12 protein-coding genes are annotated in these 14,518 nt (G+C 71.3%); 7 read left to right on the forward strand and 5 right to left on the reverse strand.

Annotated features, from left to right (window positions below; all coding sequences use genetic code 11):
* Positions 1-290 precede the first annotated feature (290 nt).
* On the forward strand, positions 291-458 hold the full coding sequence (locus F9278_RS46415) for a hypothetical protein (RefSeq protein WP_193242118.1): 168 nt from the start codon (positions 291-293) through the stop codon (positions 456-458).
* 13 nt (positions 459-471) lie between these two features.
* Here the strand turns inward: F9278_RS46415 and F9278_RS32520 are convergent, their stop codons facing one another.
* Positions 472-1,578 (reverse strand): pyridoxal-phosphate dependent enzyme, encoded by a 1,107-nt coding sequence (locus F9278_RS32520; protein ID WP_152171482.1) that lies wholly within the window; start codon positions 1,576-1,578, stop codon positions 472-474.
* A gap of 216 nt (positions 1,579-1,794) precedes the next feature.
* Between F9278_RS32520 and F9278_RS32525 the strand changes: the two genes are divergently transcribed.
* The 6 genes from F9278_RS32525 (at position 1,795) to F9278_RS32550 (ending at position 8,882) form a co-directional block, all read left to right on the forward strand.
* Complete coding sequence (locus F9278_RS32525; protein ID WP_226967058.1) at positions 1,795-2,928, forward strand: DUF4190 domain-containing protein; 1,134 nt, start codon at positions 1,795-1,797, stop codon at positions 2,926-2,928.
* A 147-nt stretch (positions 2,929-3,075) separates the two neighbouring features.
* The gene (locus F9278_RS32530; protein ID WP_152171483.1) at positions 3,076-3,828 is read left to right on the forward strand and encodes a GntR family transcriptional regulator; all 753 of its coding nucleotides are present in this window, start codon (positions 3,076-3,078) and stop codon (positions 3,826-3,828) included.
* A 444-nt stretch (positions 3,829-4,272) separates the two neighbouring features.
* Positions 4,273-4,473 (forward strand): SPOR domain-containing protein, encoded by a 201-nt coding sequence (locus F9278_RS32535; protein ID WP_152171484.1) that lies wholly within the window; start codon positions 4,273-4,275, stop codon positions 4,471-4,473.
* Positions 4,474-4,518: 45 nt separating this feature from the next.
* Complete coding sequence (locus F9278_RS32540; RefSeq protein ID WP_152171485.1) at positions 4,519-4,923, forward strand: (deoxy)nucleoside triphosphate pyrophosphohydrolase; 405 nt, start codon at positions 4,519-4,521, stop codon at positions 4,921-4,923.
* 373 nt (positions 4,924-5,296) lie between these two features.
* Entirely contained in the window at positions 5,297-5,704 is a 408-nt protein-coding gene (locus tag F9278_RS32545; RefSeq protein ID WP_152171486.1) for an ATP-binding protein, read from the forward strand.
* Between the two features lie 316 nt (positions 5,705-6,020).
* Positions 6,021-8,882: a SpoIIE family protein phosphatase gene (locus F9278_RS32550; protein WP_404818962.1), complete on the forward strand. Its 2,862-nt coding sequence runs from the start codon at positions 6,021-6,023 to the stop codon at positions 8,880-8,882.
* Between the two features lie 17 nt (positions 8,883-8,899).
* Here F9278_RS32550 and F9278_RS32555 read toward each other — a convergent pair whose 3' ends face one another.
* The 4 genes from F9278_RS32555 to F9278_RS32570 form a co-directional block, all read right to left on the reverse strand.
* Positions 8,900-10,648 carry a hypothetical protein gene (locus tag F9278_RS32555; protein ID WP_152171488.1) on the reverse strand — a complete coding sequence of 583 codons (1,749 nt, stop codon included), beginning with the start codon at positions 10,646-10,648 and terminating at the stop codon, positions 8,900-8,902.
* 266 nt (positions 10,649-10,914) lie between these two features.
* Complete coding sequence (locus F9278_RS32560) at positions 10,915-11,700, reverse strand: succinate dehydrogenase/fumarate reductase iron-sulfur subunit (protein ID WP_152171489.1); 786 nt, start codon at positions 11,698-11,700, stop codon at positions 10,915-10,917.
* Positions 11,697-13,649, reverse strand: coding sequence for a fumarate reductase/succinate dehydrogenase flavoprotein subunit (locus F9278_RS32565; RefSeq protein ID WP_152171490.1), 1,953 nt, complete (start codon positions 13,647-13,649; stop codon positions 11,697-11,699). Before F9278_RS32565 ends, F9278_RS32560 begins: the two co-directional genes overlap by 4 nt.
* Positions 13,649-14,485 (reverse strand): hypothetical protein, encoded by an 837-nt coding sequence (locus F9278_RS32570; RefSeq protein WP_152171491.1) that lies wholly within the window; start codon positions 14,483-14,485, stop codon positions 13,649-13,651. The genes F9278_RS32565 and F9278_RS32570 overlap by 1 nt, the downstream gene beginning before the upstream one ends.
* Positions 14,486-14,518: the final 33 nt, after the last annotated feature.

Here is a 14,518-nt window from a genome sequence, read left to right on the forward strand (position 1 = left end):
AGCGCCAGCGCCGCACAGGACGTCGCACATACGACCCGTGCTCTTCGAAGGGGTATCACCTTGTCGCCTCCGCAGCGAATGAACTGATGGGGGGTCTGGGATGCACGACAAGCAACGTGGCAGACGGGAGAAAGCCGCGGCAACGAAGTGCCGTGGCTTGTCCGCGCCATGGCGTCGACAAGCCACACGGACGCGTGGCTTCGGGGGTGTCGATCACCCGGCGCGGGAAGCCTTGGAAAGGCGGGCGAAGCAGGCAGGGAGACAGGCGGGGGAAGGGGGAGCACATGTGGGTGGCACTGGCGATATTCGGCGTGCTCGTCGTGTTCAACGGTGAGTTCCGGGTACTGGCGGTCGCCGCCGGAGCGCTGCTGCTCTGGGTCGGGCACAAGCGGAGCAGCATGCTGCTGACGGCGGTCGGCGCGGGGTTTCTCGCGCTGATGCTGTACGTGGCGTACTGACGCCCAGACGGGCCTAGCTCCCCGCCAACCCCGTCTTCAACCCCGCGCCGCACAACGGCACCACCGCTGTGCGCGCCCCGAGCGCCCCCTCCCGTACGGCCGCCCAGCAGGCCACGCCCGTGGACTCGACGTACAGGCCGCGGGAGGCCAGGTCGAGTTGGGCGTGGCGGATCTGGTCCTCGGTCACGGTGAGGAAGGTGCCGCCGGAGTCGCGGACGGCGCGGAGGATCTGGCGGGCCCGGGGCGGGCGGGGGACGGCGATGCCCTCGGCGAAGGTGGATGCCACGGGCGTGTTCCCGACGAGGTCGTCGGCGCCCTCGGTCCAGGCGTGGGCCAGGGGTGCCACGGCGGCGGACTGGACGGCGCAGAGGGCGGGCCGACGGTCGATGAGGCCCGCCGCGTGCAGTTCGGCGACGGCGAGGGCCGCGCCCAGCAGCAGCGTGCCGTTGCCGACGGGGACGACGATCACCTCGGGGAGCCGGCCGCCCAGGTCCTCCCACAGTTCGTGGACGTAGGTCTTGGTGCCGTGCAGGAAGTACGGGTTGTAGACGTGCGAGGCGTAGAAGACGCCGTCCGCGTCCGCCGCCTCCCGGGCCGCGCGGGCCGTGGCCTCGCGGTCGCCGTCGACGACGCGGAGCTGTGCGCCGTGCGCCCGGATCTGCTCCAGCTTCTTGTCCGACGTGCCGAGCGGGACGTACACCGTGCAGGGCAGCGCGGCGCGGGCGCAGTACGCGGCGACCGCCGTGCCCGCGTTGCCGCTGCTGTCGGCGACCACCTGCCGGGGCCCGAGCCGCAGGGCCAGCTCGGCCAGGAGCACCGCGCCCCGGTCCTTGAAGGAGAGCGTCGGCATGAGGAAGTCGAGCTTGGCCCGGATGCCGTCCTTCAGCTCGACGAGCGGGGTCCGGCCCTCGCCCAGGGAGACCGTGGGCGCCGCCAGGGGGAGGCATTCCGCGTAGCGCCAGAGCGAGTTCACCCGGCCGGCCAGGGACTTGAGCGTCGCGGGTGTGGGCGCGAAGTCCAGATCCAGGGGGCCGCGGCAGGCCGGGCAGCACCAGGCGAGCGAGGCGGCGGGGACGCGGGTGCCGTCCGTCGGGCAGAAGCGATCCGGCAGAGGGGTCATGGACGAAGGTTAGTGGGGCCGGGTGGGGTGACCGGGACGGTCGGTGACGGTGCGTCATGACGGGCGGGACGTATCGCCCACCCCCCTCACCCGCTTACGATGCGCCAAGTCGTACGTCAGTTCCCACTTCATGGGTTCCCACTCGGTAGGTTCCGCCCCTGTGCGTTCCGCCTCCGTGGGTTCCGACTCTGCTCGGCGCAAGGAGTGTCCGTACCTGTGGCCACACCCCCACCCCTCGGGCCCCGGCCGTACCAGCACTGGGGCCAGGCCTGGGGGCAGGCGTATCCGGCGGTGCCGCCGCCGGCGCCCGTCAACGGGCTCGCGATCGCCGCGCTCGTGCTCGGGCTGCTCTGCTTCCTGCCGGGCGTCGGGCTGCTGCTCGGGGTCCTCGCGCTGGTGCAGATCCGGCGGAAGGGGGAGCGCGGCACGGGTATGGCGGTGGCCGGAATCGTGCTCTCGACGATCGGCGCGCTGCTGCTGGCGCTCGCGTTCGCCACGGGAGGCGCGCGCGACGCGTGGGACGGCGTCCGCGACGCGGCGAACGGCGCGGGCGGCACCTTCTCGGTGACCGAGGGCGAGTGCTTCGACTCGCCGAGCGGCTCCCTGGAGGGATACGCCTACGACGTCGACATCGTGCCGTGCGACGGTGCGCACGACGCGGAGGTGTTCGCCGACTTCACGATGCCGGACGGCGCCTTCCCGGGCGACGACGCGGTCACCGACGCCGCCGACGACGAGTGCTACACGCTCCTGGAGGCGTACGCGATGGACGCCTGGGCGCTCCCGGCCGACGTCGACGTCTACTACTTCACGCCCACCCGGCAGAGCTGGCGGTACGGCGACCGCGAGGTCACCTGCATGTTCGGCAACGTCGACCCCGAGGGCAGCCTGACCGGCTCGCTGCGCCAGGACGGGACGACCCTCGACGAGGACCAGCTCGCCTTCCTGGAGGCCGACGCGATCCTCAACGACGCCTTCGACACGATGCCCGACACGGAGTACGTGGAGGACGACCTGACCGGGCACCGCGAGTGGGCGTCGCAGGTGGTCCGCGCCCTGGAGCGGCAGACGTCCGCGTTGCGCGCGCACGACTGGGAGCCGGCCGTCGAGCAGGAGGTAACCGACTACGCCGACGCCCTGGACCGGGCGCGCGAGGAGTGGGAGGCGGCGAGCGGGGCGAGGGACGCCGACGACTTCACCGCCCACTGGGACAAGGCCCACCGGCTGACCGACGGCCCGAAGGCGGTCACCGCGCGCGAGGCTCTGGGGCTGGCCACCGAGGCACCGGTCTACGAGGACGAGGACACCGGTGCGGGCGGCGGCGAGGACGGGCCCGACGCACAGGTGTGACGGCACCCATAGTGGGGAGAAAGTGCCTGCGTAAAGCCCTCACCGGCCACATGTCATCACATCGAGTGATTCTCTGGCCTTTGCTTGCACGGCTGAACCCACGGTTGCCACGCTGTTGCTGTCTGTACATCCAGATGGGAGCGGCCAGTGACTTTCGGTGAGCAGCCGGCGTACTTGCGTGTCGCGGGTGATCTCCGCAGGAAGATCGTGAGCGGATCGCTGCCGCCGCACACCCGTCTCCCTTCCCAGGCCCGTATCCGCGAGGAGTACGGCGTCTCGGACACGGTCGCGCTGGAGGCCCGCAAGGTGCTCATGGCCGAGGGGCTGGTGGAGGGCCGCTCGGGTTCGGGCACGTATGTGCGGGAGCGGCCGGTGCCGCGTCGGGTCTCCCGCTCCGGGTTCCGGCCCGCCGGTGGTGCCACGCCCTTCCGGCAGGAGCAGGCCGACGTCGCGGCGCGCGGCACCTGGGAGTCGCGCAGCGAGCAGGTCGAGGCGGGCCGGACGATCGCCGAGCGGCTCGCGATCCAGATCGGCGACCGTGTGATGTGCACCCGGTACACCTTCCGGGACGCGGGGGAGGCGATGATGCTCTCCACCTCCTGGGAGCCCCTCGCCGTCACCGGCCGCACCCCTGTGATGCTTCCCGAGGAGGGGCCCCTCGGTGGCATGGGCGTCGTGGAGCGCATGGCGGCCATCGACGTCGTCGTCGACAACGTCACCGAGGAGGTCGGCGCCCGCCCCGGCCTCGCCGAGGAACTGCTCGCCCTCGGCGGCGTCCCCGGCCATGTCGTCCTGGTCGTCCACCGCACGTACTTCGCCTCCGGCCGCCCGGTGGAGACGGCCGACGTGGTGGTCCCGGCGGACCGCTATCAGGTGGCGTACCACCTGCCGGTGAAGTGACCCCGTACTACCGGAAGTTCGGAAACCGGCTGATTCCGTGTGTACGGGACGATGACGGGGGCATGGGTCAAGTGGCCCTTGCCGGAGGGAAGTTGGACTTGTCGGAGCCTCGGGATTTCGTCCGAACGTAGTTCGAATTCGGTCGTTCTTGCCGCCAGGTCACCATGACGTCCGGTAGCGGCCCGTTTCGTGCGAACGGCGCTGTGCCGCTGCTCGTTGGAGCGCTGGGGGGCGCGCGAGTAGTGATCGACGGCGCGTTCGGCGGGGTGCGCCCCCCTCGTCTTGGCTGGTTGCGTACCTCTTTGTGAAAAGGCGGATTCGCTGCGTAAAGGTTAGGCGTACGCTCGGGCATATGCGGATTGCGGTTTCCTTAGGTGGCGGGGCGCGGCGGCATCCGGGGGTGGGACCTGGGCGTGCCGGGGCGGGAAGGAGCGGTGGGGGTCGATGAACGACGGCACGATCACTCTTCCCTGGCTCGTCGTAAGGCAGGACGACAACGGCAATCGCTACCGGGTCGGCAGGTACGCGACGCGTGCCGAGGCGCAGAAGATCGCGGACAGTCTCGACAGTCGTGGCCACAAGCAGCTCTATTGGGTCGAACGCGTCGGGCAGAACGGCCAGAACGGGCAGAGTGGGAGTAACTGATTCACCCCGCCCGGCGTCCGTGTCCGCTCCCGTAGGCTCCCGCGCATGACCGAACCGATCGTGGTGGTGGGAGCCGCTCTGCTGAACGACGGGCGACTGCTCGCCGCGCGCCGCAGCGCACCGCCTGAGCTTGCCGGACGCTGGGAACTGCCGGGCGGCAAGGTGGAGCCCGGTGAGCCGCCGGAACAGGCGCTCGTGCGTGAGCTGCGGGAAGAGCTGGGTGTCGAGGCGAAGTCCGCGGAGCGGGTGCCCGGTGAGTGGGAGGTACGGCCGGGGTATGTGCTGCGGGTCTGGATCGCGCATCTGCTGTCCGGTGAGCCTCGGCCGCTGGAGGATCACGATGAGCTGCGCTGGCTGACCGTGGACGAGGTGTGGGATGTCGACTGGTTGGACCAGGATGTGCCGGCGGTGATGGAGGCGGCGCGGATGGCCTGGGGGAACGGGGGCTGACGGGTGGGGCGCGGGTGGGTGTGCCGCCGCCGGTCGCCTGGATTCTTCGCCCCCGCCGCCCCTACCCGTCCCATCCTCCAGGGGCTGCGCCCCTTCGCCCCCTTCGCGCTTCGCGGTCGCGCTTCGCGCGGGTGGTTCCGGGTGGGTGGGCTGGTGCGGGTTCGGTGGGGGCTGGTCGCGCAGTTCCCCGTGCCCCTTGAGGGCGGGGGTGCCGTCCGGGCGGTGGGATCTCGTGATTTCTTGCGCTGTGCTCTTCTCTTGTCTACGCCGTTCGTGCCACAGTGCGCCCTCGTGCGCGGTACTTCGAGCGGGATATCGGGTATGTGCCCATTAACCCCATGAAACCGGACAGGGTCTGCTTCTGGACTGGGAAGTGATCGGCGTGACCGACAGCGGAGACGACTGCGCCGAGTGGACCTTCCCGGCGGAGCCGGGGGCGGTGCGGGGCGCTCGGGCGGTGGTGCGAGGGCAACTGCGTGCGTGGGGGCTCGACGTGCTCGCGGACATCACCACCCTGTTGGTGAGCGAGTTGGTGACCAACGCGCTGCGGCACGCCACGGGACCCATCGGAGTACGGCTCGTGCGTCCCGCCGGCCCCTCGGGCGCACTCCTGGTCGAGGTCTCCGACCCGCTGCCCGACCCACCGCGGGAGCGCGCGGCCGAGCTCGACGACGAGAGCGGCAGGGGTCTGCAGTTGGTGGCCTGCTCCTCCCGGGCCTGGGGTACCCGCCCCGGGGAGTCGGGCAAAACGGTCTGGTTCGAGCTGGCGGTTCCCGGCTGAGCGGCCCGGTGGGCGTACGGGGCGAAGGTCCTGGTGCACGGCGGGAGTCCACGGCGTAAGGGCGGGGTAGGGGGCGGCTCCCCGGGGCGCGCGTGCGACCGACTGGTTCAAGCCAGTAGCGCTGGCTGGAGTCTTTGATTCGAGGGGGCATCGCCTGGTTAGAAGACTTGGGAGTATGTTCCGGCCGGTCCAAAAACGATCGGGACCGTGCTGTGATCGTGAACACCGTGTTGTGCGGCGCCGTAGTGCTGGATACTGCGGGCAGCCGCCCCTGGTGACCGAAGCCGGACGCGGTGAGCTGGAGGGGACGGTTCGCGTGAGCGAGATACCAGCGAAGGCCACGAAGTCCACGGGTTCCCAGAACCCGTCGGACCGCGCGAGGCCCGAGGCCGCAGAAGATTCCGGCCTGGGCGGAGCCACTCGCGACAGCGGGGCCGCACGCGACAGAACGGGCGGCGACCCGACGGGCCGCGCGTCCGAGGGGCGGGCTTCAGGAAGCCGGTCCCCCGGAAGTCGTGTGTCCGGAGCGCGCGGTGGCGATGCCGGCGTGTCCGACGGCGACGCGAGTGCCGTGGGTGGCCAGGGAGCCGGCGGCGCGGGTGCCGTGGCTGGTCGTTCGACCGGTGGCGCGGGTGTCATGGGTGGTCACGGGACCGGTGACTCGATGTGGCAGACCAGCCCGCCCGGGTCCATGTACGACTACATCAAGGTCGCTTCGTTCTCGATCGGTCCTGACGGACTCGTCGACCAGTGGAGTCTGCGGGCCGAGCAGTTGTTCGGCATCACGGCGGCTCGGGCCGTGGGGATGGACCCCATCGAGGCGTTCGTCGACCCCGACCGGCGTGAAGAGGGCCAGCGGAAGATGGCCGAGGTCCTCGACGGCCGGGAGTGGACCGGAGTGGTCCCCTTCCGGGTGCCGGGCCCCGAGGGGGTGGAGGGGCTCGCCGAGGTCTATGTGATGCCCACCACCGTGGAGGGCGGCGAACGGGCCGCCGTGTGCATCGTCGTGGACGTCCGGACCCTGCGCCAGATAGAGACCGACCTTGCCGCTTCGCAGGCCATTTTCGGCCAATCTCCTTTCGGGTTCCTTCTGATAGACACCGATCTTCGGGTAAGGCGCGCCAACCAGCGCTTCGCCTCCATCTACGGCGGCGAGGTCGACGACCACCGCGGCCGGGGCGTCCACGACTATCTCCGGTCCCCGGAGGCCGAGCGGGTCGAGGCGACCCTGCGCCGGGTCATGGAGACCGGCGACTCCATCACGGACATGCACATCACGGGCTTCGTGCCCGGCTCCGAGGAGCGCCGTCACTGGTCCATCAACCTCTTCCGCGTGCACAGCGGCACCGGCCGCCCCATCGGTATCGCCTGGCTCGCCACCGACATCACGGCCCGCCGCTCCGCCGCCCGTGAGGCGGCTGCCGCCCGGCGGAATCTGGCACTCCTCAACGAGGCCGGGACGCGCATCGGCAACTCCCTCGACCTGGAGACCACCGCCCGCGAACTCCTCGACGTCGTCGTCCCCGGCTTCTGCGACCTCGCCACCGTCGACCTCTACCAGGGACTCCTGGTCGGCGACGAGACCCCGCCGGGACTCGCCGACGGCAGCGCCGAACTGCGCCGGGTCGCCTTCGCCAGCGCCGTCTCCGACGCGCCCTTCGTCGGCGGACCCGCCCCCGTGAGCGTCGGCGCCGTCCACCACTACCCGTTCAACTCGCCCTGCGCGGACGCCCTGCGCACCGCCCGCCCCCAGCAAGTGCCCGAGGACGGCAGCCTGATCCAGTCGACGCTCGCCGTGCCGATGGTCGCGCACGACACCGTCGTCGGACTCGTGCAGTTCTCCCGCACCAAGGGCAGCGAGCCGTTCGGGGAGCGCGACCGGGGTCTCGCCGTCGAACTTGCCGCGCGCGCCGCCGTCTGCATCGACAACGCGCGCCTCTACCGCCGTGAGCACGAACGCGCCCTCATCCTCCAGCGCTCCCTGCTGCCGCCGGGCGACCCCGAGGCCTCCGGACTCGACATCGCCTGCCGCTATCTGCCGGGCAACGCGGCCACCGAGGTCGGCGGCGACTGGTTCGACGTCATCGAACTCCCCGGCCACCGCACGGCACTCGTCGTCGGCGACGTGATGGGCCGCGGACTGCGGGCAGCGGTGGCGATGGGCGAACTTCGTACGGCCGTTCGTACGTTGGCCCTGTTGGACCTCGAACCCGCCGAGGTCCTCTCGGCGCTCGACGAGATCGCCCGGGGCCTGGGCACCCCCGGCGGTGTCCAGTCGGCCTCCCGGACGACCGCAGGCCGGCCCCGCGACAAGGACCTCTCCGAGGTCTACCTCGCCACCTGCGTCTACGCCGTCTACGACTCGGTGACTCGGCGCTGCACCTTCGCCAACGCCGGCCATCTGCCGCCGGTGCTCGTCGAACCGGGCGAGAGCGCGCTCATGCTCGACGTGCCGCCCGGCATGCCGCTCGGGGTCGGCGGCGAGCCGTTCGAGGAGGTGGAGGTCGAACTACCCGAAGGCGCGCTGTTGGCGCTCTACACGGATGGACTGGTCGAATCGCGCCACCATCCCCTCGACGAGGGCCTCCAGGCGTTCGTCGGCGCGCTCACCGACCCCGCCCAGCCGCCGACCGCGCTGCGCTCCGACACACCCCGGTCGCTGGAGGACGTCTGCGACCACGTCCTCAACACCCTCGACACCCACCACGGCGAGGACGACATCGCGCTGCTGATGGCCCGGGTCCAGGGGCTGCCGGAGGACTCCGTCGGCGACTGGACGCTGCCACGGGAGCCGCGCAGTGTGGGGCGCGCCCGTGAGTACGCCCGCGCCCGCCTGCAGGCCTGGGACCTCGAACCCCTCATCGACACGGCGGAACTGCTGGTCAGCGAGCTGGTCACCAACGCGCTGCGGTACGGCGAGGGCGAGATACGGCTCCGGCTCCTCCTCGACCGGACACTCGTCTGCGAGGTGTGGGACGCGGGGCTCGTGCAGCCGCGCCGGCGCCGGGCCCGCGACACGGACGAGGGCGGGCGCGGGCTGCAGCTCGTCGGGCTGCTCTCGGCGGCGTGGGGGTCCCGTCGGACCCCTCGCGGCAAGACGGTGTGGTTCGAACTGCCGCTGCCGGGTGGGGAACATGGGCTGACGGATCCGGCGGAGGCTTTGCTGAGCCTGTTCTAGCGGGTGGAGCCGTTCGCTCAGAACTGGCCGCCCGCTGTTCTGCGGGCTCGGGTCGCCGTGCCGCCGAAGCAGGCGGGGCCGCGCAGGTCGGCTCGGCCGGTGCCGTCGGGCGGCTCGCCGAGGATGATGCCGCCCAGGAGGGCACCGGCCAGACCGTCGCCGACGGGGCCGCCGTACGGGTTGCCGTACGCCCGGACGTCCTGCTCGGCGAGTTTCCGGGCCTCTTGGGCGAGGGCGTGGGCCCGCTCGGTGTGGTCGTGCGCCAAGTGCCGTTCCGCCTCCGACAGCCGGGTCCTGGCCTGGGCGCCCACCGCCGCCCGGTGCGTGGTGACGAAGTCGGCCGCGGTGAGGACGGCGCCACGGGCGTCGCGGGGGTCGCCGGGGTCGTCGTACGGGCCGGTGGGCGGGGTGCCCCGCTCGGTGGTGGCGCGGGCCAGCTCGGTGGCGAGCCGTTCCACGCCGGTCACGAACAGGTCCGCCTGGTCGATCGCGCCCTCGGCGGCCCTCAGATGGACGGCGGCGGTGCCCAGGTCGCCCGGGTAGGCGGCCTGGCGGGCCCGGTTCAGCTCGGTGGTGGCGAAGACCAGGCGGTCCTTGGCCTGTTCGACATGTCCGGTGACGGGGAGGGAGACGGCCGGGGCGTAGGTGTCGCGCAGGGCGGTGAGGGTGGAGGCCGCGGTGGCCGTACGGCCGGTCAGCTCGCGAAAGCGGGTCTCCGCGTGTTCCAGGGCGGGGGTGATGTCCCTTTCCAGGGCGCGTAGTTGATCGAAGGCGGGCGTCGCGGTGTCGAGCCGCCGCTGTGCCGTCGTGCACCGGGTGAGGATCTCCTCCAGCAACGCGCGTTCCTCGTCGGCCGAGAGCGCGCCACGCCCCTCGTCCAGCCGCAGCCCCGCGCTGAACGCCGCCCCCAACTCCCCCCGCGCATCCGCCAGAGCCTCCACGAACGGCTGCACCGCGTCCCGCGCCGCGGGCGTCTCCGCGAAGGGTTTGGCGGGGTCCAGCAGGAGGGGCCCGTACGGGGACACGCCGACCGCCTGCCGGGGGTGCGGCCCTGCGGTTCCGCCCGGGGGCGCCTCGGTGGGGTCGGTGGGGGCCGATGTGGGGGGCTCGGCGTCGGCGGTGGGGGGTTCGGTGGCGTCGGCAGGTTCCGGTTCCTTCGGGGGTGGCTCGGGGGTGCCCTGTGCGGCGGTGGGGCCTGCCTCGGGGGGCTCGGTGGGGTTCGACGGTCCGTCGCCGAGGGGCACCGTCGCGTGGCCCGGTCCGGCCGCCGCGAAGTGGAGTTCCTCCATGCTCGTGCGGATGCTGTCGTCGGTCTCGACCAGCAGGCGCTCGGCACGGTGGTGGAGGTCGGGGAGCGGGGTGGTCGGTGGTGCGAAGGCGCCGGTCGGGGTCGTCCGCAGCCGGGCGCGGCGTCGGCGCCGTACGAGTGAGTACGCGGCCACCGCCACCGCCGCACCGGCGGCGGCCACCGGCAGGATCAGATCCACCCCGGAGGATTCACCGTCCCCCGGAGCCGCCTCGCCGTCCGAGGCGACCAGGGACCCCGTACCGACGGCCTGCGGGGCCGACGGCACCGGCGGGGCCGCAGACCCTGCCGGGCCGACCGGAATCGCCGCGCGACCGCCCGTCTCCGTGGCCACGCGGGCCACGGGGCGTGCGGCGGGGTGCGGTGGGGTGGGTCGGCTCTCGGCCGGCTCGGTCGTTGTGGGCAGCAGGAGCCAGGCGATGGCTGCGAGGCCGCCGAACGCGGTGTGGGCCAGGCGCACGGTTATGTGCGACGTGGCGCCTCGCGCTCGGCCTCTTCTCGGACGCGACGTCACATTTGTGAGCGTATGGCCGGTGTGGGACGGTCGCGAGCGGGATGGGGCAGAGCGGGGGAGACGGAGGCTGGTGACGGTGGCGGGGGCATGTCGTGATCGCCTCGTTCGCGAGCACGAGCACGAGCACGGGGGTGAGGGTGAGGGAAGGTGGGACGCGGGACACGCTGACGAACAGCGGTACCGGCACCCTCACCCTCACCCTCACCCTCGGCTCACCGGTCCGGCGTCGTCGACGTGCGCCTCCTGATCTTCGAGCCCAGCCACACCAGCGGGTCGTACTTGCGGTCGACGGCGCGCTCCTTCAGGGGGATCAGCGCGTTGTCCGTGATCTTGATGCCCTCGGGGCACACCTCCGTGCAGCACTTGGTGATGTTGCAGTAGCCGAGGCCGTGTTCTTCCTGGGCCGTCCTCTTGCGGTCGAGGCCGGTGTCCTCGGCCGCGTCCAGCGGGTGCATGTCGAGTTCCGCGACCCGCATCAGGAAGCGCGGGCCGGCGAAGGCTGGCTTGTTCTCCTCGTGGTCGCGGACGACATGGCAGGTGTCCTGGCACAGGAAGCACTCGATGCACTTCCGGAACTCCTGCGGGCGGTCCACGTCCTCCTGCATCATCCGGTACTCGCCGGGCCCGAGCTTCGCCGGCGGCACGAACGCCGGGACCTCCCGCGCCTTCGTGTAGTTGAAGCCGACGTCCGTGACCAGGTCGCGGATCACAGGGAAGGCCCGCAGCGGGGTCACGGTGATCGTGTCGTCCCGTTCGAACACCGACATCCGGGTCATGCACATCAGCCGGGGGCGCCCGTTGATCTCCGCCGAGCACGAACCGCACTTGCCCGCCTTGCAGTTCCAGCGGACGGCGAGATCGGGGGCCTGGGTGGCCTGCAGGCGGTGGATGATGTCGAGGACCACCTCGCCCTCGTTCACCTCGACCTTGAAGTCCTTCAGGCCGCCGCCCTCGACATCGCCCCGCCACACCTTGAAGCGGGCCTCGTAGCTGCTCACTCGTACAGCTCCTCTTCGGCGAGGTACTTGACCAGCTCCTCCTTGTCGAAGAGGGCGAGCAGGTCGGGACGGATGGCTTCGGTGGTCTCACGGGTGAGGGCGATCTGGCCGACGACGGGATCCCAGGTCTCCGGTCCGCCCATCGGGTCGGCGAGCCGGCAGATCAGGTTGATCCGGCGCCAGTCGCGGTCCATCGTCGGATGGTCCTCGCGCGTGTGGCCGCCACGGGACTCCGTACGCTCCAGCGCGGCCCTCGCCACACACTCGCTGACCAGCAGCATGTTCCGCAGATCCAGGGCGAGGTGCCAGCCGGGGTTGAACTGCCGGTGCCCCTCCACCCCCGCCCGGCGCGCCCGTACCCGCAGATCGGCCAGCTTCTCCAGCGCCTGCCCCATCTCGCCCTCGCGGCGGATGATGCCGACCAGGTCGTTCATGGCCTGCTGGAGCTCCTGGTGGAGGGTGTACGGATTCTCCGGCGGCCGACCCGTAGCTCCTTCGGACTGTTCGGGCGCCGGGCCCTCGGCGGAGAACGGGCGCAGCGCCTCGGCGGCGGCCGTGTCGATCTGGATGTCGTCCACCGGGGGGCGTGCGCCGGTGAGGCCCGCCGTGTACTCGGCCGCGTGTTGACCCGCCCGGCGGCCGAACACCAGCAGATCGGAGAGGGAGTTGCCGCCCAGCCGGTTGGAGCCGTGCATGCCGCCGGCCACCTCACCGGCCGCGAACAGACCGGGCACCCCGCGGGCCGCCGCCGTGTCCGACTCGACCGCGATACCGCCCATCACGTAGTGACAGGTCGGCCCGACCTCCATCGCCTCCGCCGTGATGTCGACGTCCGCCAGCTCCTTGAACTGGTGGTACATGGACGGGAGTCGGCGTCGGATCCGCTCCGCCGGCATACGGGTGGACACGTCCAGGAAGACCCCGCCGTGCGGCGAGCCGCGGCCCGCCTTCACCTCGGCGTTGATGGCCCGCGCCACCTCGTCACGCGGCAGCAGTTCCGGCGGACGCCGGTTGTGGTCCGGGTCCTCGTACCAGCGGTCGCCCTCCTCCTCGGACTCCGCGTACTTCTCCTTGAAGACGTCCGGGATGTAGTCGAACATGAACCGCTTGCCCTCGGAGTTCCGGAGCACCCCGCCGTCCCCGCGCACCGACTCCGTGACCAGGATGCCCTTCACCGACGGCGGCCAGACCATGCCCGTCGGATGGAACTGCACGAACTCCATGTTCAGCAGCGGCGCGCCCGCGAGCAGGGCCAGCGCGTGCCCGTCGCCCGTGTACTCCCACGAGTTCGACGTCACCTTGAAGGACTTGCCGATGCCGCCGGTGGCGATCACGACGGCGGGCGCTTCGAGGACGAGGAAACGCCCGGATTCGCGCTCGTAGCCGAAGACCCCCGAGACCCGCTCGCCGTCCTTCAACACCCGGGTGACCGTGCACTCCTGGAAGACCTTCAGCCGGGATTCGTAGTCACCGGTCTCCTCGCGGTCCTCCTGCTGCAGCGCGACGATCTTCTGCTGGAGGGTGCGGATCAGCTCCAGGCCCGTACGGTCGCCCACGTGCGCGAGGCGCGGGTACTCGTGGCCGCCGAAGTTGCGCTGCGAGATACGGCCGTCCTTCGTACGGTCGAAGAGGGCGCCCCAGGTCTCCAGCTCCCACACCCGGTCCGGGGCCTCGCGGGCGTGCAGCTCGGCCATCCGCCACTGGTTGAGGAACTTGCCGCCGCGCATGGTGTCGCGGAAGTGGACCTGCCAGTTGTCACCGGAGTTGACGTTGCCCATGGCCGCCGCGATGCCGCCCTCGGCCATCACCGTATGGGCCTTGCCGAACAGGGACTTGCAGATCACGGCCGTACGCGCGCCCCGCTCACGGGCCTCGATCGCGGCGCGCAGACCGGCGCCGCCGGCGCCGATCACGACGACGTCCCACTCCTGTCGTTCGACCACGGACATCAGAACAACCTCGGATCGTCGAAGGCGCCGGACGCGACCAGGTACACATAGAAGTCGGCGAGGCCCACGCTCACCAACGACGCCCAGGCCAGCTGCATATGGCGGGCGTTCAGCTTCCCGACCCACTGCCACATCCGGTAGCGCACGGGATGCTTGGAGAAGTGCTTGAGCTTGCCGCCGACGATGTGCCGACACGAGTGGCAGGACAGGGTGTACGCCCAGATCAGCACGATGTTGACGAGGAACACGAGGGTGCCGAGGCCCATGTGGCCCCACTCGTAGTGCTCGTCGCGGAAGGCCAGGACCGTGTCGTAGGTGAGGATGCCGGCGACCAGCAGGGCCGCGTAGAAGAAGTACCGGTGGAGGTTCTGCAGGATCAGCGGGAAGCGGGTCTCGCCGGAGTACTTCTTGTGCGGCTCGGCCACCGCGCAGGCGGGCGGGGAGGCCCAGAAGCCGCGGTAGTAGGCCTTGCGGTAGTAGTAGCAGGTCAGGCGGAAGCCGAGCGGGAAGATCAGGATGATGATCGCCGGTGAGAGCCCCCACCAGCCGCCGAGGATCTCCCAGTTGGGGCCGCCGTGCATGGGCTCGCAGCGTTCCGCCAGACAGGGCGAGTAGAACGGCGAGACGTACGGGGCCGCGTAGTAGTGCTCGTCCGCGAAGGCCCGCCAGGTCGAGTACACGATGAAGGCGAACAGTCCGGCGGCCGTCGCCGCGGGGGCCAGCCACCAGCGGTCGGTGCGCAGATGCGGGGCGGAGATCGCGGCGCGCGTACGGGTCCGCACGCCGCCGCGCTGTGGATGGGGTTCTGTTGCGGGTGGTTCCGTACCAGTGGCCAACGGGGGACTCCCGGTCGGGCGGTTGGTTGGTTT

This window comes from Streptomyces phaeolivaceus (assembly GCF_009184865.1).
Classification (GTDB): domain Bacteria; phylum Actinomycetota; class Actinomycetes; order Streptomycetales; family Streptomycetaceae; genus Streptomyces; species Streptomyces phaeolivaceus.

Coding starts and splice junctions, on each gene's coding strand:
- F9278_RS32520 (WP_152171482.1), bottom strand. CDS start 1,578: ATGACCCCTCTGCCGGATCGCTTCTGCCCGACGGACGGCACCCGCGTC.
- F9278_RS32535 (WP_152171484.1), top strand. CDS start 4,273: ATGAACGACGGCACGATCACTCTTCCCTGGCTCGTCGTAAGGCAGGAC.
- F9278_RS32540 (WP_152171485.1), top strand. CDS start 4,519: ATGACCGAACCGATCGTGGTGGTGGGAGCCGCTCTGCTGAACGACGGG.
- F9278_RS32565 (WP_152171490.1), bottom strand. CDS start 13,649: ATGTCCGTGGTCGAACGACAGGAGTGGGACGTCGTCGTGATCGGCGCC.